Annotated in this window: 14 protein-coding genes; 13 read left to right on the top strand and 1 reads right to left on the bottom strand. The window is 62.0% G+C overall.

Annotation, left to right across the window (positions count from 1 at the left end):
• Positions 1–30: 30 nt before the first annotated feature.
• From GR168_RS12155 to GR168_RS12135, 5 genes are all read left to right on the top strand, one after another.
• Positions 31–678 carry a DUF3558 family protein gene (locus tag GR168_RS12155; protein WP_238994889.1) on the top strand — a complete coding sequence of 216 codons (648 nt, stop codon included), beginning with the start codon at positions 31–33 and terminating at the stop codon, positions 676–678.
• Positions 679–900: 222 nt separating this feature from the next.
• Complete coding sequence (locus GR168_RS12150) at positions 901–2154, top strand: hypothetical protein (RefSeq protein ID WP_159370838.1); 1254 nt, start codon at positions 901–903, stop codon at positions 2152–2154.
• A gap of 9 nt (positions 2155–2163) precedes the next feature.
• Entirely contained in the window at positions 2164–2793 is a 630-nt protein-coding gene (locus GR168_RS12145; protein WP_159370837.1) for a uracil-DNA glycosylase, read from the top strand.
• A gap of 238 nt (positions 2794–3031) precedes the next feature.
• The gene (locus GR168_RS12140) at positions 3032–3463 is read left to right on the top strand and encodes a hypothetical protein (protein WP_159370836.1); all 432 of its coding nucleotides are present in this window, start codon (positions 3032–3034) and stop codon (positions 3461–3463) included.
• 72 nt (positions 3464–3535) lie between these two features.
• The gene (locus GR168_RS12135) at positions 3536–4141 is read left to right on the top strand and encodes a class I SAM-dependent methyltransferase (RefSeq protein ID WP_159370835.1); all 606 of its coding nucleotides are present in this window, start codon (positions 3536–3538) and stop codon (positions 4139–4141) included.
• A 59-nt stretch (positions 4142–4200) separates the two neighbouring features.
• On the opposite strand, the gene GR168_RS12130 is transcribed toward GR168_RS12135, so the two are convergent.
• The gene (locus GR168_RS12130; protein WP_159371913.1) at positions 4201–4692 is read right to left on the bottom strand and encodes a nuclear transport factor 2 family protein; all 492 of its coding nucleotides are present in this window, start codon (positions 4690–4692) and stop codon (positions 4201–4203) included.
• Between the two features lie 400 nt (positions 4693–5092).
• Between GR168_RS12130 and GR168_RS12125 the strand changes: the two genes are divergently transcribed.
• From GR168_RS12125 to pglX, 8 genes are all read left to right on the top strand, one after another.
• Positions 5093–6364, top strand: coding sequence for a VWA domain-containing protein (locus GR168_RS12125; RefSeq protein WP_159370834.1), 1272 nt, complete (start codon positions 5093–5095; stop codon positions 6362–6364).
• 93 nt (positions 6365–6457) lie between these two features.
• The gene (locus tag GR168_RS12120) at positions 6458–7933 is read left to right on the top strand and encodes an ADP-ribosylglycohydrolase family protein (protein ID WP_159370833.1); all 1476 of its coding nucleotides are present in this window, start codon (positions 6458–6460) and stop codon (positions 7931–7933) included.
• 57 nt (positions 7934–7990) lie between these two features.
• Positions 7991–8719 (top strand): hypothetical protein, encoded by a 729-nt coding sequence (locus GR168_RS12115; RefSeq protein ID WP_159370832.1) that lies wholly within the window; start codon positions 7991–7993, stop codon positions 8717–8719.
• Between the two features lie 113 nt (positions 8720–8832).
• Entirely contained in the window at positions 8833–9210 is a 378-nt protein-coding gene (locus tag GR168_RS12110; RefSeq protein ID WP_159370831.1) for a hypothetical protein, read from the top strand.
• Between the two features lie 468 nt (positions 9211–9678).
• Entirely contained in the window at positions 9679–10311 is a 633-nt protein-coding gene (locus GR168_RS12105) for a DUF1819 family protein (protein ID WP_159370830.1), read from the top strand.
• Positions 10308–10931, top strand: a complete 624-nt coding sequence (locus GR168_RS12100; protein WP_159370829.1) for a DUF1788 domain-containing protein — start codon at positions 10308–10310, stop codon at positions 10929–10931. The genes GR168_RS12105 and GR168_RS12100 overlap by 4 nt, the downstream gene beginning before the upstream one ends.
• A gap of 2 nt (positions 10932–10933) precedes the next feature.
• Positions 10934–14458 (top strand): BREX system P-loop protein BrxC, encoded by a 3525-nt coding sequence (brxC, locus tag GR168_RS12095; RefSeq protein ID WP_159370828.1) that lies wholly within the window; start codon positions 10934–10936, stop codon positions 14456–14458.
• Positions 14459–14501: 43 nt separating this feature from the next.
• Positions 14502–17945 (top strand): BREX-1 system adenine-specific DNA-methyltransferase PglX, encoded by a 3444-nt coding sequence (gene pglX / locus GR168_RS12090; RefSeq protein WP_159370827.1) that lies wholly within the window; start codon positions 14502–14504, stop codon positions 17943–17945.
• Positions 17946–17954 lie beyond the last annotated feature (9 nt).

Genomic DNA, 17954 nt, shown 5'->3' with positions numbered 1-17954 from the left:
GTGTTGATAACGAGGGTGCGGTAGGCCTTGGTGCGTGACATCGCGAGGGCTGTAGGTCGCTTCTCGATTTGTGTCGTTGCGGCCAGCCTGGCCAGTGGATGCTCTACCAATGGCGATCCGGCAGCCATCACATCGTCACCTAGTTCTTCGACTCCGATACAGACCATTCGGCAGACGGACGATGCAGGACTGAGGCTTCCGTTCGATACCGACTTCCCAAATCGCTGGAGTATCAACAACGATGGAAGTCCATATGAGCCGTGCACTCAAGTACCGACGGAAGTGCTCCGCAACTTTGGCCTTAACCCATCATCTGTCAGTGACGCTGCTGCGTCTGACTTCCAGACAGCTCGCGGTTGTGAATGGACTTTTGTCGACGATAACCTGTCAGCTATCTCGCAGTACGTCGGCGACATTGTGCACCCACAGGATGGGTTGGACGGACATAAGGCCCTGAACAGCTCAGGAACGGAATGGTTTTCAGATCTGGTAATGCAGGGCCGTAGAGTACTTGTTGGTTCGATAGCACCGTCCGACTGCGCAGTCTATGTGCGTTCCGGAGATGCAGTCGTAGTCACATCAGTTATCAAGTTTGGCGGCGACGCCCCCTCTACGGCTCAGATTTGTCGCGAGGCTGCAGACTTCTTGAAGAGTACGATCAGCCGGATCCCGGAGTAGATTTCCAAACCTGTTTATGGGCAATTGATCAACGACGTGGGTGTGATCGGACCCGAAGTGCAAAGCTAGCCTGCGCGATCACGCGTGCACACTTTGCCTTCCGTAGCCCGAGGATCTCGTGTCTGTTCAGTAGGAGTGGGTTCTGTCCCCCGTTCAGACGAACTGCGATTGTGTCCGCCTTGTCCGCTACATTCGTTTGGTCACCACGCAGATGGAGGTTCGATGGCCAAGGAGCTCGTAGAGGTGCCGGTGTGGACGCTGGCAACGGATGAGGCGGACATCCCCGCTGTTCTGAGCGACACAGCGCTAACTCCTGATCGACTCGCGGGGCTTCGACGCGCGCTCGCCGAGTTAAGCGAGACGCCCCTGACGACGCTGGAGGCTCATACGGCACCCGAGTCCCTCGATCGGTCGAAGGGTATCCACCTGCACGGTGTGAGTCCGTTGGCGCAGCAGCTCTCACAGCTTGTAAAGAACACGCCGCAGGTCTTCACCGACGGTGGCGAAACGCTCTACCGAATGCAGGTACCGGCAAAGTTTGCGGCACAGGTCGCAGGCGGGATGGTTAAGCCGATGGCGGCGTCGACTGCTTCGGGCGGAGTGCACACTGCGCTGACCAACGGATCAAAGATCGTGGGTCAAGCAACGATGGTTCCTGTGACCGCGGGAAAGGCAGCCGCTGCCGGTGCCGGCGCCGCGGCACTGACTGTCGCGGCGCCCTTGGTCCTGATGGCCGTGGCCGTTGGCGTAAGCGCACACGCCGACCAGCAGCGTCAGAAAACCCTCGAGAGGATCACTGAACTACTCGAGAAGCTTGTTGCTGACAACCTGGAGTCCGAACAGCACGCGCTGGAGGCATGCCGGGGTGCTATTCAGAAGGCGACCTCCATCGTCCTGGACGAGGGGCGAATAGGGGTGTCCCTGGGACTTGACTCCGCAGTGTTTGCGATCGACAGCGCCGTGTCCAAAGCGTCGTCCCGAATCGTTAAGTGGGAGAAGGCACTGCAGACGTTCGACAGCGACAAGGTCGAACTCAACAAACTAGTCGGGGCGATCCCGGGTGTAGAGGCCGAAGGCAGCGAGTTCTACGTGCACGTCCAGCTAGCCCGGCTTGCTATCGCGATGAAGCGGCGAGTCATCGTGCTGCAAGCGGTTGAGCACGCGCAACTGTCGGAAGGGAACCCGTTCGAACGCTTCGCTGCGGTGCTGCATAAGGAGCAACAAGATATCGAAGCAATCGATCGCCGCCTTGACGGCGTCTTGCTTCGCCTGTCAGCGCTGCAACTTGACCGGTCTCACGGCATCCGCGACATCATGTTCTCCTCCGGCGAGGTGGACAAACTGCTGAACACAACGCGTCGACTGCGCGATCTCGGGCAGGCGGTGCAGATTGCCGGACGGCAGTCGGAGGTCACCATCGACATGGTCCAGGAGAAGGACGGTTCGGTGATCGTCTTTCCTGCGATCGCCTCGTAGAGGTCAACGATGGGGCCGGCGAACGGACGCAACGCGGACCCCAACGTGGTCGCGGCGAAGCTGGCGCGGATTCGTGAACCCCACGTTGCGCCACTCAACGAACTCGCCGATCGGGTCGCCGATGCCGAAGGACTACACCGAGGTGAGGTGCCCTACGTCGACCCCGACACCGGCGGTATCAACGCCCGCATGCTCGTGCTGCTGGACAACCCGTCCACCAAGGCCGAATCGACAAGCGGGTCGGGCCTTTTAAGCCTGGACAACAACGACCGGACCGCGCGGAACTGCCGGGAGGCGTACGCGCGCCACGGAGTCGACTGGGGCGATGTCGTCCACTGGAATGTGGTGCCATTCCCGGTTGCCGGTTTGAAGAACGGTGGATCGACCCCGACGGAGCGGGCGCGCGGGGCACGTTGGACCCGCGAAGTGGTGAACCTGCTCCCGAATCTCGAGATCGTCCTGCTTCTCGGTGGTTCCGCTCGCGATGGTTGGCGTCGTGCAGCCATCACGCGCGCCGGCATCTACGTGCCGGCAGGCAAGATTCCGCACTGTTCGATGCGCGGCTTGAACACCGCGGGCGGGCGCGAGCGGTTCGAAGCCGCGATAGCCGACGTATCGACGAGACTCATGCTGGCCTGAGCACTTGCCTGGAACGGATGAGGACTGCGGCGACGTTCGGCCACCGGCTGCAGTCGTAGCTTAGAGACGCCCACACGGTTCCGACCAGCATGGGCCAATGCGCTGTGCAACAGAATCTCTCGCTGCCGTCGAACCGCCCTACTGTCATCGCATGACGACTGACACGCATGGTGCGCAACGAGTGTTGCGAACACGCTCCGCGTCCACACCGTCCACGGTGTGGCTAGCCACCGGATTGATGATCACCGGAGCGAGCATCCAGCTCATCGGCATGTTCCACGCGCTCTCGTTGGTCGACGCAGTCAGGAAAGAAGCACGTCTGCGGCAGTCCGTTCGCCTCGGTGACAGATCGACGTATCGGAGCTCTGACGCACTAGATGTCGCGAGCGAGACCGGGACCAACGTCGCGACCGGTTTGATCGTCGCGTCCTGCCTCGCACTTGCCGGACTCTGGCTACTGCTTGCGTACGCCAACCTGCGCGGTTTCCGCTGGGCACGCGTGGCGGCCACCGCCATCGGCGCGGTAGGCATCGTCTCCGGGATCACGTCCGTAGCAACCTATGACAGGTCAGTGACCAGCACGCTCGACGTCGTGCTGTTGGTCATCGAAGTCGCTGTACTGAGTCTCCTTTGGCATCCGCGTTCAGCGCCCCACTTCCGCCAGAAGTGACCTGACAGTCGGCCAACGCCCCGTTGCGTTTCGCCACGGTCGATGCTCCGGAACATTTGGCAGAATGCGGGCATGGTCGAACAAAGCATCTGGATGCAGAAGTCCGCCGAGGATCCCAACCACTCGAGCTGGTACGTCGAGCGCTTCCGCGCCCTCGCTCGTGAGGGCAACGACCTGGTCGGCGAGGCTCGGCTCATCGACACGATGGCGTCGCGCGGGTCCCGCATCCTCGACGCCGGGTGCGGCCCAGGACGCGTGGGCGGGTACCTCGCCGAGGTCGGACACGATGTGGTCGGCGTCGACGTTGACCCGGTCCTCATCCAGGCCGCCGAAGAAGACCATCCGGGCCCGCGCTGGCTGGTGAACGATCTCGCCGAACTCGACCTCCCCGCCCGCGGCATCGACGAACCGTTCGACCTGATCGTCTCGGCCGGCAACGTGATGGCATTCCTCGCGCCGAGCACCCGTGTCACCGTCCTCGAGCGGTTGCGCGCACATCTGCGCGACGACGGCCGCGCGGTGATCGGGTTCGGCGCAGGCCGGGACTACGCGTTCGACGAGTTCCTCGAGAACGCCACCACCGCGGGCTTCGCTCAAGATCTTCTTCTGGAGTCGTGGGACGTCCGCCCGTTCACACAGAAGTCGGAGTTCCTCGTAGCGGTCCTGCGGCCCGCGTAGAACGCAACTACATGTCGGCATCTGAGCCCAACCGTCAAGAGCCCTGAACGGCAGGCGAATCAGCCGTCGGCGGTCCCGAACGTCCCCTCAGTGATCTCGACGTTCGGCGATAGTGGCTGCCGCATCCGCCAGCGTTCAGTCAGCTTCGACACGGCGATCTTCCACTCGCCGTCTTCGACGACGTACTCGTCGTCGTACTCCCCCAGCATGACCGTCTCGGTCCGGTCGAGCAGGTTCACCTGTCGGAAGCGCAACGACCACCGCCCCGTCGCAGTCGTCTCGCTGGTGAGGGTGATGTCCGGATGCATGCCGTGGTGCATGTCGAGGATGGCGAACCGGCCGTCGACCTTGTGCAGTGCGACCCGCCGAAACATGTTTGTCAGGGCGTCGGCATCGTCGAAGGTGCCCATCGGCCCGTAGTCGATCCGCGCGCCGGCGCGGACGAAGCAGCCGCGAAATGCGTCCGCGTCTTTGGCATCTGACGCTCGCCAGTAGCGGTACTTGAGTCGCTCGATCGCAGCGACGTGCTCGTGCTCCGAATCAGTCGTCATCGTCATCCGTTCTCCGCTGCACAGGCCCCGCTCCTCGGTCCGCTCGGGCATCACGGGCAGCCTATGTCCGCTCGCTCCGACCTCACGTCGCTTCGCGGACACCCGACGGGCTGGTCTGCGGAAGGCAGCGCTCGCCCTGAGGATTCGCGACGTTGCCGCGAGTTGGGGCACGTTGGCCCCGCGGACGCCACAACAGTGCGGCGTTATCCCGCATCCCCAAAGGCCGACCGAAACTGTCAGTGGTCGGTGCGAACATCAGTGAGTCATAAGGGGTTCTCGCCCCAGGTCTGCGTTCGTCGTCAGTCGCCTTACCGCCGTCGCTCTCTCGCACCAAAAGCAGCGTCGTCGCCTACGGCTTCGGTGACAACACGATCGAGGCGGGTTGGAGGAAGGAAGACGGATGAAACTCTCTGCTGCGCTCGATGTCGAGGTCGTCGCCCACGAAGCCACCGACGAGGTGACCGTGCTGCTCGAACTGCAGGCGCCAGCCGGGCCCGTCACCAAGCGGACACCGACAGCGTTCCAGGTCGTGCTCGACCGGAGCGGGTCGATGTCCGGCGCCCCACTCACCGGCGCACGGAAAGCTCTGACGAGCGTGGTCACCCAGCTCGACCCGACCGATGTATTCGGGCTGGTCACCTTCGACGACGCGGCCGACGTCGTGGTCCCCGCCGGGCCTCTGACAGACAAGCAGCGCGCGACCGATGCCGTTGCTCGCATTGACGCCCGTGGCCTCACCGACCTGTCATCCGGTTACCTACGAGCTCTGCAGGAGCTGCGACGCGGAACGACCGCGGCAGGTATTCGAGGCGGGACCGTCCTGATCGTCAGCGATGGTCACGTCAATCAAGGGATCCAGGACGTCGACGCCCTCGCCGGCGTCACCGCGAAAGCCGCCGCTGACGGCATCGTCACCTCGACGCTCGGCTACGGCCGCGGGTACGACGAGACGCTGCTGTCCGCGATGGCGAAGGCCGGCAATGGGAATCACATCTTCGCCGACGACCCGGATGCCGCTGGGGCGGCGATCGCAGGTGAGGTGGACGGGTTGCTGGCCAAATCGGCTCAGGCCGTCACCCTGACCGTGCGTTTCGTGCCGCAGGTGCAGGAGCTGGCCCTGTACAACGACCTCCCAGTCCACAAGACCGCTGAGCGCGAGTTGATGATCGAGCTCGGTGACCTGCATGCGCTGGAGCAGCGAAAGCTGTTGCTGCAGATGAATGTCGATGGACTGGCTGCGCTTGGGGTCACTCAAGTCGCCGATCTGGAGTTGCGCTACGTGGAGACGGCCACGCTCACCGAGCACACGGTCACGCTGCCCATCTCGGTCAACGTGGTGCCGGGCGATGAGCTGGGTGATCGGATACCCGATCCAAAGGTGCAGTCCGAAAAGCTCTACCAAGAAGGTCAGGCCGAGAAACTCCGGGCGTCGCAGGCCTTCGAGCGTGGAGACATCGAGGGTGGCGAGTCCGCGCTCGGTGTCGCTCGGGCGCGCCTGACGGAGGCCGCCTCATTCTGCCCGCCCGAGGACCGCGAGGCCATCGATGGGGAGGTTGGCGCGCTTGACGTGCTCGCTGCCGATGTCCGTACGACAGGTGCCGGCTACGTGTCCAAGGCGACCCGCGACTCGTATCATCTCGCCAACCGGAAGCGTGGTCGGCGCCGGGACTGAGCTCGTCCTCGATGACACTGTCCCCAGGTTTGCCCTCAACGCGGACGACCGACCGCGTCGAGCGCGACCGAACTCTTCACCAGGAAGAACGATATGCACCTCACCACCGCCCAACTCGACCGCGCCGCAGGTGTTCTCCTCGGGACAGCCGCTGGTGACGCGCTCGGCGTTCCGTACGAGTTCGAGTCCCGCGTCCTGCGCGGTGACGAGGCGCCCCAGATGCTCGGCGGAGGTCTAGGCGACTTCGCTCCCGGCGAATGGAGTGACGACACGTCCATGGCGATGGCGATCGCCGACGTCGCGGCGACCGGTGCCGACCTCGCCAGCGACGAGGCGCTCGACGCCATCGCCGACAACTTCCTGCGCTGGTTCGACGGCGGCCCGGCCGACATCGGCATCCAGACCCGGGCTGTTCTCAGCGCGACGAGGCGGCGGCTCAGCCGCGGTGGAGTCGGCGCGGGCGCGATCATGCGCGAGGAGGCGAACTCCTACGCCGAGCAGCATCCGCACTCGGCGGGCAACGGTGCGTTGATGAGGACCGCACCCGTCGCGCTCGCGCACCTCGACGATCGGGACGGGCTCGCCGACGCTGCGCGGCTGGTGGCTGGACTTACCCACGCCGACCCCCTCGCCGGCGATTCCTGTGTCTTGTGGTGCGAGGCGATCCGGGTGGCGGTTCTGGACGGTAAGTTCGACGTCCGCGCCGGACTCGACCTACTACCCGACGAGCGAGCCGACCAGTGGCCGGCATGGCTCGACGCCGCTGCATCGGAGCCTCCGAAGTCGTTCTCGCCGAATGGGTTCACCGTCACTGCGCTCCAGGCAGCGGTCGCGGCCATCACGCAGACCCCAATCCCCGACGCGATGCCATGCCGTCACCTGCAAAGCGCACTTGACACCGCAATCCGGATCGGCAACGACACCGACACGGTGGCAGCGATCGCCGGCGGCCTGCTCGGCGCCCGATGGGGTGCGAGTGCGGTCCCGTGGTTCTGGCGTCGCGCCATTCACGGCTGGCCGGAACGCGACGGACGACCCAGCGACTCGCACGACCTGGTCGCGCTGGCAACCCTCGCGGTGCGCGGCGGCGAGGCCGACGGCAAGAACTGGCCGCTGGTCGACGACGTTCCGTACTCCGAGCACGCATTCACCGACGCGGTCCCCCACCCGTTCGACGATGGTGTGCTGCTCGGGACGCACGCGACTGTCGACCATGGCGCCGACGCAGTGGTGTCGATGTGCCGGGTCGGACGGCGCCAAGCGTGTTTCGGCAAGGCAACCGAGTTCGTCGCGTCGCGGCTCGTGGACTCAGGCGATCCCGCGGAGAACCCGAATCTCGAGTTCGTCCTTGCGGACACGGCCGATGCCGTCCGTGGCTTGCGCGCCGAGGGCAAGACGGTGCTTCTCCATTGCGTGGCCGGACACCAGCGGACGCCGAGCGTCGCGGTCGAGTATGGCGTGATGCTCGGACACTCGGTTGAGAAGGTGCGTGCCGCTGTGCTTGAGGCTATGCCTGGTGCACGCGGACGCGGCGTTGTCTGGTTGGCAGCGGGCGAGCCTCGGCCCTGAGGACGGATACGTGGGCACCACTGGTGCCTGGCTAGATACACAAGAGAGGGGTCTGTGATGTCCGGAGGAACATTGTCCGCGGCTGATCTGCGGATATGGATAAGTGCGGCGCTCGAGCCGGTCGTCGGTCATGAAGCTGTTACTGACGATGACGGTGACTTCCCGATCCGGTTCGAGGCGGGTCTGGTCTTCATCCGCGCAGTAGAGAACGAGCGGACGATACATCTGTTCTCGACCCTGGTGGAGGACGTGGTCAAGACCGACTACGCGGCGTTTGTGGTCCAGACCCTCAACCGAAACAGTCTGCAGCTCAAGTTCTTTCTGGTCGGAGATACGATTCGTGTCCGCGCAGTCTTGTATGCGGACCCGCCGATCGAGTCGCATCTTGTGCGATGCCTTGCCGAGTTCGAAGCAGTGATGGGCGACGGCGCCGACATCGCGCACGACGTAGGCGGTCGTTTCGCCTGGGATGCTGACTCGCCGAACTCCGATGATGACGACGAGTTGCCCACAGCCGTCAAGATCTTGATCCAGCTCGACAGTAACGGCGACGAAACCTTGTCACCCGAGGACGTCGCACGGATCTGTCATCACGACACCGACGAGATCCTCGAGTACATCCGGACGGTCGAAGAGCAGATGATCAACTGGCGAAACCGGGCAGACAACGCGGCTTCGGAGGGCGACGGCGAGGAAGCCGAGGCATGCTTGCACGAAACTCGTGGTTGGGAGAAGACTGCAGCCGATTTGCGTGGGGCGCTGCGATACGTCGCGCTCCGATCATGAGATCCCTCACCGCTCCGGACGTTGTGTCGGCGCGCAACGCGCCCGCACAGCCGAGTCGCCACGTCAGGCTGACGCAATCACCTCTGATGTCCCAGTAGCGATAGGCTCGCCGTATGGCATCGTCCGGGTGGCAATTCTGGGAAGTGACAGACGGTGAAGGCGAGCTGCGTTGGCTCGGCGCCACACGACCCACCGGACGTACTGCAGCTAGCCGTGCGACCGTGTGGACACTCATTCCCAGCACCAGGATCTTTATAGCGAACTGGTTCGTCAGCGAAGCGTGGTCGACTGAAGATAGTGGGTTGTCCTTCGAGGACATTCATTCCACATACGCCCAGAGGATTGCGCTTGACGTGCCGCAGCCCACGAAAGAGGACCTAGCGCGGATCACGCACCCGGAACGGCTGCTCACGCTGGACGATGTGACAAGCCACTCCGTGCTCAAAGTGCTGGGCAAGCGCGTCGACACGAAGCTGCAGGAGCGACGGTAACGTTCGCTCTCAATAGTTGACCAAGCTTTCAGAGAGACGAGGCAAATAGCCGCCAGCAGCACACGGTGCGGGTCCCGGAACTGGGGAGGACCGAACCGTCCTCGGCCTGGCGCGGATTGCGATCCGCGTCCCTTCCCTTTGAAGGGGCTCGTCTCACAGCGGTTCTTCCCGACATCTGCATTCGAGGCGCAGCGCAACCGCATTAGGTAGGGGCTGCAGAGGCTGAGGCTGGGTTCTGCGGATGACCCAGGCTGCCTTGTCCGCGGTGTACGTTCCGACGTGACTTCCGGGACGGTCGTCAGGGGTCCAAGCTGAACCGGCCTGCGGACGTTCACCCAGCTCAGACTATCGGAGACGTGCGCTACATCTTCTGGCGCGTGTCAGACTGCGGGCAGAGTAGCAGGGTTGTCGTAGTCTCTCGATAGCTTGACCGCTGCTCCGTGCCAGAAAGAGAGGTCTCTACGCGACGTGACCGACGAAACGCAATCGCGCTACGCCTTGTCGTTCACCAGTGGCGCCCTCCTAGCTCGCGAGGGTCGAGTCGTCGCAGCGGTCTACCTCGACTCTCGCGACTGGCAAGCGACCCGTGCCCGCGTTGTCGATAGCAATCTCCTGCAGGCTCGCACCATCTCTTCGCTGATCAGACTCGCACGCGAGACCGTTCAGCGACTGGCGGTACTGAGCGATGACGAGATCGAGCTGCTGGCTGAGGGCAGCCCAACGGAACAGCTCCACCTGATGTGGGCCGCGGCCTGCCGGCGTTACGCGCTGATCGGCGACTTTGCCGAGGAGGTGCTGCGCGAGCGCTTCCTTCTGATGACGCCAACGCTCGACGCTGAGGATTTCGAACGGTTCATCACCGGTAAGAGCCTGTGGCACCCCGAGCTCGAGGGCATGAGACCGTCAACTCGACAGAAGCTTCGGCAGACGTTGTTGCGGATGCTCGGCGAGGCAGGTCTGCGAACCGACGCAGGCGACATCGTTCCCGCAGTGATATCCGAGCGCGTCGCCGAGGTGCTCGACCGCCGCACACCTAGCGACATCCGGTATTTCCCAGCGACCACAGCAGTCACATCTCCAGGCGACCAGGTGCAGCGATGAAAACAGCCCAACGAAACCTCAATCATGATGAGAAGCATGTCTATGACGTGTTGCGCAGTAATCGGTTCCTGAGGATGGAAGGTCTCTCCAAGGAAGTACCCTTTTTCATCTACCACTTTCCGCCCGGCTGGGCCCTTGAGGTAGATGGAATGCGCGACCGAGTGAGCACGAAGCTTCGGAGCGACGACGGCATAAACGTAGTCGAGATTAATCTCTACGATCTCGCCGTCGAGCTCCTCACCGACCGGGGCGTCTGGGACCGCGTTCTCATAGCTGAGCCGACGATGGACAAGGCGGACTTCCGCGAGATGCTTCAGGGCATGCTAGATCCGCACGATCACCTCGCCCCGGCAATCCGCGCCCGGCTCGACGCCGAGCCGCCGGCGAAGTCCAACACGACCGTCGTCTTCCTCACGGGAATTGGTGAAGTCTTCCCGTTCGTTCGCACGCACACCGTGTTGGAGAACTTGCAAAGTGTGGTGGTCAGCCGCCCGCTGCTGACGTGGTTTCCAGGGACATACGAGTTCACACAGTCGGCCGGACACCAGCTCCGCGCGCTGAACCTTGGCGCGAGCGACAGCTATTACCGGGCCAAGGACATTCTCGAGCAGGAGGCATGAGCATGACCGCGATCAACGAGATCTTCGTCAAACCCATCGACCGCTCGATCGAGGGTGTCATTAAGGCCGATGACACCGACCACCTCGCGACTGAGGTCGAGGAGTATGTCCTCACCAACGAGGCCGCCAAGGGCGTCGATCAGGTGCTACAGACGTACACGAATTACACGAACGCCAACGGCGTCTGGATCTCCGGCTTCTTCGGCTCCGGTAAGTCGCACCTGTTGAAGATGCTGGCGCACCTCCTCGGCGACATCGACGGGCATGACTACCCGCGCGCCCAGGTTTGTGCGCAGTTCCGCGCAAAGGTCACCGATGACGAGCTCCTGACCGGGTTGATGGACAAGGCCGAACGAATCGCGGCGAAGAGCCTGTTGTTCAACATTGACCAAAAGGCGACGCTGATTTCGAAGGATCAGAAGGACGCATTGCTGAAGGTTTTCGTCAAGATCTTCGACGAGTCTCGCGGTTACTACGGCAACCAGGGCCACATCGCCCGCTTTGAGCGCGACCTCGACTCCCGAGGCCAGTACGCCGCCTTCCAGGAGTCCTTCGAGCGGATCGCGGGAGTCCCGTGGACCCAGGGCCGCGAGCAGGCGGCGCTCGAAGCAGGCAACATCGACACGGCTTTCGCCGAGGTCAACGGTTCCGAAAGCCCCGGGATAATCCGTCAGTACAGTGCGAACTATTCGGTCTCGATCGAGGACTTCGCCGACGAGGTCGCAGCCTGGCTCGACCGACAACCTGACGGTTACCGGTTGAACTTCTTCGTCGACGAGGTCGGCCAGTTCATCGGCACCAACACCCAGCTCATGCTGAATCTCCAGACCATCGCTGAATCGCTTGCCACCAAGTGCCGTGGGCGGTCGTGGATCTTTGTCACCTCGCAGGAGGACATGGAGAAGGTCGGCGGGGACCGCACTAAGCAGCAGGCGAACGACTTCTCCAAGATCCAGGCACGGTTCTTGAAACCGGTCAAACTCACGAGCCAGGACGTCGAAGAGGTCATTCGCAAACGTCTCCTGGCCAAGACCGACGGTGCGAGCACCAAGGTCAAGGCGATCTACGACGCGGAGCATGCGAACTTCAAAACACTGTTCGATTTCGTCGAGGGCCGTCACTATCCAAACTACCGCGACGAGCGGCACTTCGTCGGCACCTACCCGTTCGTGAGCTACCAGTTCCCGCTGTTCCAGGCGGCAATTGAATCGATCAGTGACCACAACATCTTCGAAGGCCGCAACAGTTCGGTCGGTGAACGCTCGATGCTCGGCGTCGTCCAGGACGTCGCTACCGGCCTCGCAGACCAGCCACTCGGCACCCTCGCGTCCTTCGACCGGATGTTCGAAGGCATCCGGGCATCGCTGAAATCGGCGAACCAGCGCGCGATTCTCAACGCAGAGAACGCCCGCGACGGCGGCAAGCTCAGTCCACTTGCGGTCCGGCTGCTCAAAGCACTGTTCCTGGTGAAGTACGTCGACAGCTTCAAAGCCACGCCCCGCAATGTCACGGTGCTGGTCTACGACCGCTTCGGCACTGACCTGACACAGCTCGGCAAGGATGTCGTCGAGGCGCTGAACGAACTGGAGGCCCAGACCTACGTTCAGCGTAACGGCGACTTGTACGACTACCTGACCAATGAAGAGCAGAAGATCGAGCAGGAGATTAAGGACGTCGACATCGACAGCTCTGACGTCTCCTCGAAACTCAACAAGCTGCTGTCCGAGTCGGTCGTGAAGTCCACGAAGGCCACCGCCAAGAATGGCCAGATCTTTCCCTTCGGATACAAACTCGACGGTGTGCCGTACGGCAAGCAGTACGAGCTGTCGCTGCACTTCATCAGCCCCGAGACAGATTTCAGTCTGGAGCAGATCAAGATGCAGAGCGCCGGTTTGGACGAGCTCCGAGTTGCGCTCCCGGTGGAAGCGAACCGAATCCTCGCCGACCTGCGTCTTCTCTTGAAGACGGAGAGATACATCAAGCGCGCTCAGGGGTCCAGCCGCACGGCGATCGAGACGCGGATTCTCAGTGAGAAGGGCTCCCAGAACGCCGAACGGGAGAAGGAAATCGTCGAACGTCTCCGGGCAGCCGTCGGGGCGTCGCCCTTGATCCACAATGCCGGGGATCTCGACGTGACCGCTTCGGATGCCCAGACGCGGATCAATGACGGCTTCGGCAAGGTCATTGCCGCCACGTACACCAACCTCAGCATGCTCGGTGGAAAGACCTACAGCGAGCAGGGCCTGAACGGGCTGGTGAACCCGGCCGAGGGGATCATCGAGGAGACCGGCAGCCTCCTCGATGTCCCCGCGGGCGACGTGCTCGGGCATCTGGAGTTGCGCGGCAAGCGGCACGAGCAGGTCACGATGAAGCAACTCGTCGCGCGCTACACCACCAAGCCGTTTGGCTGGGACCAGTGGTCCGTCGCCGCCGTGGTTGCCTATCTCGCGGGGCAGTCGCAGATCGAGATCCAGTTGAACGGCAAGACTCTCACCCGGACGGAGATCGCCGGGGCACTGCGCAACACGCAGCAGTACCCAAATCTGATCGTCGCCCCGCAGCGTGTCTACGACCAGAAGATCGTGAACCAGTTCCGCAAGTTCGTCATCGAGTTCACCGATGACGGCGGCATCACGAAGGATGCCGCCGAACTCGGCCGCGTCGGCAAGGAACACCTCGAAGCAAAACTCGCCGAACTGAAGGCGCTGCGCTCTGGTGCCGCCACCTACCCATTCATCAATCAGTTCGACGAACCGATCGGACTACTCACCGAACTGAGCAGCCATCCGGCGGCCTGGTTCGTCGAGCAGTTCGCCGGTGCCGACGATCTGCTCGATGCCAAGGACAACACGATCGACCCGATCAAGGCGTTCCTCAACGGCAATCAGCGCACCATCTACGACGGCGCCCGCGCGTTCATGCAGACGAACAGCACCAACATCGCATATCTGCCTGCCGGAGTTGCCGACGGGATCGAGACGGCGCTCGACGACGTCCAGATCTTCCGTGGCAACAAGACCACGCAGCTCGGCAGTGCGGTCGCGGCCGTGAAAGAGCAGCTCGATGGCGTCATTGCGACTGAGCGGGACGAAGCCACAACCAAGATTGACGTTTATTGGGAGCAGGTGCCGGCCAGCGCATCGTACGAAGCGGCCACCGAGGCGGCCCGTCGGTCAGTTGGGCAGCAGGCCGAGCAGGTCCGGGTGCGGGTTCAGGAGGAGACGCAGATCCCATCCATCCGCAATCTCGCTGCACATTTCGTTGACACCGTGTACCCCGCGATCCTCGACGAACTCGAAGCCGCGCGCGCTGTCCCGAATCCCAAGCCGGAGACCTCCGGCGACGACGAACCGAAGGTTCCGAAGCCGCCTGCCGCTCCGGCAAAGCAGAGCATCTCGATCAAGAAGCTCTCGCTGCCGGGCGCCGGTGAGGTGCTCGAAACCGAGGACCAGATCGATGCGTACCTGGATCAGCTTCGTGCCGCGCTGGTTGCGACGATCAACGACAACAAGCGCATCACCCTTTGACGGGCCCGTACCTCTTCACACGACTCGAGTTTAAGGACGCTGCATGGATGTCAAGCCGCTTGAGAGTTTCGCGAAGGCTGCCCGTCGTGAGCTGATGGTCGCTGTGGAGGCGCGGGTGTCGGCGGTGCTCGCCGCCGGATCTGTTGCGCGCAGTGAGCGCGCGGATACTGTGCGCCTGCTGGAGGCGGACATCGCGGAGCATGGTCGTGGGCATGTGGTCGACAGGGTGGCCTACACGTGGTTCAACCGTCTGATTGCGTTGCGTTTCATGGATGCCCGGGGCTACACCGATGCCGGGGTCGTGTCGCCGGCATCGGGCCACGCTCATGGTCAGCCGGAGATCCTGGCAGACGCGAAACGCGGGGTCCTCGACTCGGAGGTCGTCAGCAAGGCCGGTGCTTACGACGCGATTCTGGGTTTGCTGGACGGCAGTCGTCGCAGCACCGACCCCGAGGGTGAGGCGTATGCGCTGCTGCTCACCGAGTACTGCCGGCATTGGCACCGGACTATGTCGTTCATGTTCGAGGCCGAGGGTGCGTACACCGAGTTGCTTGTGCCGGCGGGTTTGCTTGCCGAGGGAGCGTTGTTATCCCGTGCTCGTGAGGTGCTCACCGCGGACGTCTGTGACGACGTCGAGGTGATCGGCTGGCTCTACCAGTTCTACATCTCCGAGCGGAAGGACGAGGTTTTCGCCGGGTTCAAGAAGAACAAGAAGGCCGGTGCCGACGAGATTCCTGCCGCTACACAGCTGTTCACCCCGCACTGGATTGTTCGGTACCTTCTGGAGAACTCGCTCGGTCGGCTGTGGATGCTCAACCGGCCGACGTCACGGCTGGTCGAGCAGATGGACTACTACATCGCGCCGATCGACGAAGAGACCGATTTCCTCGAGGTGTCGGGGCCGGAGGAGTTGACGGTGATCGACCCGGCCTGTGGTTCGGGGCACATGCTTACCTATGCCTTCGATCTGTTGTATGCGATCTACGAGGAGGAGGGTTATGCGCCGTCGGAGATCCCGGGCCTGATCCTCACCCACAATCTTCACGGCACCGAGATCGATCCTCGTGCCGGGGCTCTGGCGGCGTTTGCGCTGACGATGAAGGCGCGTGCGAAGGATCGCCGCTTCTTCAGCCGTTCGGAGGTTGATCCGAAGATCTGTGTGGTCGAGCCGATCTCGTTCACGCCGGACGAGTTGGACCTGCTCGTAAGTGCAGACGGCGACCGTGACGCGGAGGAAGCGTTCTGGAATCAATTCCGCGATGCTGACGTACTGGGTTCGCTGATTCAGGCGGAGGCGGACGCGACCGCGCAGGCTACCGTGGTCTTGGACAGACTGAAGGACCTGAAAGCGACGCTCTATTTCGACACGCTCCTTCGCGCACGCAGGGTTGTTACGCAGGCGGAGGTGTTGAGCCGGCGATACTCGGTGGTCACAGCGAACCCTCCATACATGGGCGCGAGGAACATGGGCGACGAACTTCGGGCCTTTGCTGAAGCAGTTTTTCCGAACGCCGCGGCTGATCTATGCACAATGTTCATTGAGCGTGCGCTCGCATTCGCTTCACCCGCTGGGGCTGCGGCGCTGGTCGTGAGTGAGTCGTGGCTTTTTAACTCGAGGTTTGAAGAATTTCGGTTGTCGATACTGAGTTTCGGTAGACCGGTAGTTACTGCCTGCATTGATAAGGCTGCATTTCGTGTTCGCCTAAACACTGCTGCCACGGTGTTCCAGCGCTCCAATGGAAAGCGGCGTTCGCAGTTCTTCCGAGTCACGGAAGAGCAGATTGCATACGGTAAAGTCGATTCTTTACCTCCGTCGGATTCTGTAGTCCATTTGGTTGAAATAGAGCAGTTTACAGAGGTCCCCGGCGGTGGTTTTTATTTCGATATGCCACTGCCAATGCTCGAATTCTACAAAATATCAGGTACAATCGGAGATGCACACGACTCTAGACAAGGGCTCGCAACCGGAAACAATTCGAAGTTTCTGAGACAGTGGTGGGAAGTATCTCGGAATCGTATTGCATTCAGAGTCGCGTCACGCGAGGAATCTCGAAGTACTGGCTGCACGTGGTTTCCCTACAACAAGGGTGGGACGCCAATGCCTTGGTGGGGAAATCAGGAACACGTGATTAACTGGGCCGATGACGGCGCAGAGGTGATTGAAGAAGCTGCTGCAAAATGGGGCAGTGCCAGCCGAACGATCAAGAACACGTCGTACTACTTCCGCCCGTCTATTACATGGTCGAACATCGGCTATGGCGGAGCTCGATTCAGATACCTACCGGCTGGGTTTGTGTTTGACGTGTCAGGAATGTCGCTATTTGTGGATGATGAGCGAGAGAAGCTAGAGCTTCTTGGCTACCTCAACTCAGCGGTAGCTCGCAGGACGCTGGATGTGCTGGCACCAACGCTGAACTATCAGGCTGGAGACGTTGCGAGAATGCCACTTGTTCTCGGAACGGGCGATGCTGAGCGAGTCTCGGAGCTCGTCCAATTGTCCCGTACAGACTGGGCGCAATCTGAGACGGCACACGAATTTCGTTCGAATCCACTCATTTCGGTCGCGGAAAATATGGTGGCCCGGGCGTGCGCTGCCCTTCGTGATGAGCGGTCCGCACGGGCCGCAACAGTCGAAGCGCTTGAACATGCGAGCAATACGCACTGGGCTAAAAGGATAGCCGACCTATCCAAAGCGGATTCGGCGACTATTCCTCCGTTTGTTCCACGACCGGTGAAGCTAAAATCATACGAAGAGGACATGGAGGAAGTCGTGTCATTCGCGATCGGATGCATTTTTGGCCGCTATAGTCTGGATCAGCCGGGGTTGCTCCTCGCCGATCAGGGCGCGACGCTTCAAGACTACTTCACGATGGTCCCCTCGCCCACATTCATGCCAGACGCTGACAACGTAATCCCCTTCGTCGATGACGGGTGGTTCGAGGACGACATCGTCGAACGCTTCCGGCAGTTCCTGAAGGTTGCGTTCGGTGCGGAGCATTTCGAGGAGAACCTGCGGTTCGTGGAGGAGTCGCTGGGCGTAAAGACGTTGCGTGACTACTTCATCACGAAGTCGGGTAGGTCGAAGTTCTACGACGATCACGTGAAGCGCTACAAGAAGCGTCCGATCTACTGGATGTTCTCCAGTCCCAAGGGCTCGTTCAATGCGCTGATCTACTTGCACCGATACTCGCCGTCGACGGTCTCGACTGTGCTCAACGAGTACCTGCGGGAGTACGAGAACAAGCTGCGGAAGGCCCTCGAACGGGCGGAGGTGGCGACTGCTGGCGGTTCGTCGGCGAAGGATCAGAAGGAAGCGGACAGGCTCCGCAAGGTCCTCGCTGAGTTGCGTGATTACGAGCACGACGTGCTGTATCCGCTTGCCACCCAGCAGGTCGAGATCGATCTCGACGACGGTGTGAAGGTGAACTATCCGAAGTTCTACCCGGCGGTGAAGAAGATCGCCGGCCTGGAGGCCAGCGATGAGTGAGGTCATGAC

The organism is Gordonia sp. JH63, assembly GCF_009856645.1.
In the GTDB taxonomy this organism is placed as follows: Bacteria; Actinomycetota; Actinomycetes; order Mycobacteriales; family Mycobacteriaceae; genus Gordonia; species Gordonia hongkongensis.
This window is presented reverse-complemented; position numbering and strand designations above follow the sequence as displayed.

Bases quoted from the DNA above. Each gene is read 5' to 3' on its own strand.
- GR168_RS12150 (WP_159370838.1), top strand. From the start codon at position 901: ATGGCCAAGGAGCTCGTAGAGGTGCCGGTGTGGACGCTGGCAACGGAT.
- GR168_RS12145 (WP_159370837.1), top strand. From the start codon at position 2,164: ATGGGGCCGGCGAACGGACGCAACGCGGACCCCAACGTGGTCGCGGCG.
- GR168_RS12140 (WP_159370836.1), top strand. From the start codon at position 3,032: ATGATCACCGGAGCGAGCATCCAGCTCATCGGCATGTTCCACGCGCTC.
- GR168_RS12135 (WP_159370835.1), top strand. From the start codon at position 3,536: ATGGTCGAACAAAGCATCTGGATGCAGAAGTCCGCCGAGGATCCCAAC.
- GR168_RS12130 (WP_159371913.1), bottom strand. From the start codon at position 4,692: ATGACGACTGATTCGGAGCACGAGCACGTCGCTGCGATCGAGCGACTC.
- GR168_RS12125 (WP_159370834.1), top strand. From the start codon at position 5,093: ATGAAACTCTCTGCTGCGCTCGATGTCGAGGTCGTCGCCCACGAAGCC.
- GR168_RS12120 (WP_159370833.1), top strand. From the start codon at position 6,458: ATGCACCTCACCACCGCCCAACTCGACCGCGCCGCAGGTGTTCTCCTC.
- GR168_RS12115 (WP_159370832.1), top strand. From the start codon at position 7,991: ATGTCCGGAGGAACATTGTCCGCGGCTGATCTGCGGATATGGATAAGT.
- GR168_RS12110 (WP_159370831.1), top strand. From the start codon at position 8,833: ATGGCATCGTCCGGGTGGCAATTCTGGGAAGTGACAGACGGTGAAGGC.
- GR168_RS12100 (WP_159370829.1), top strand. From the start codon at position 10,308: ATGAAAACAGCCCAACGAAACCTCAATCATGATGAGAAGCATGTCTAT.
- brxC (WP_159370828.1), top strand. From the start codon at position 10,934: ATGACCGCGATCAACGAGATCTTCGTCAAACCCATCGACCGCTCGATC.
- pglX (WP_159370827.1), top strand. From the start codon at position 14,502: ATGGATGTCAAGCCGCTTGAGAGTTTCGCGAAGGCTGCCCGTCGTGAG.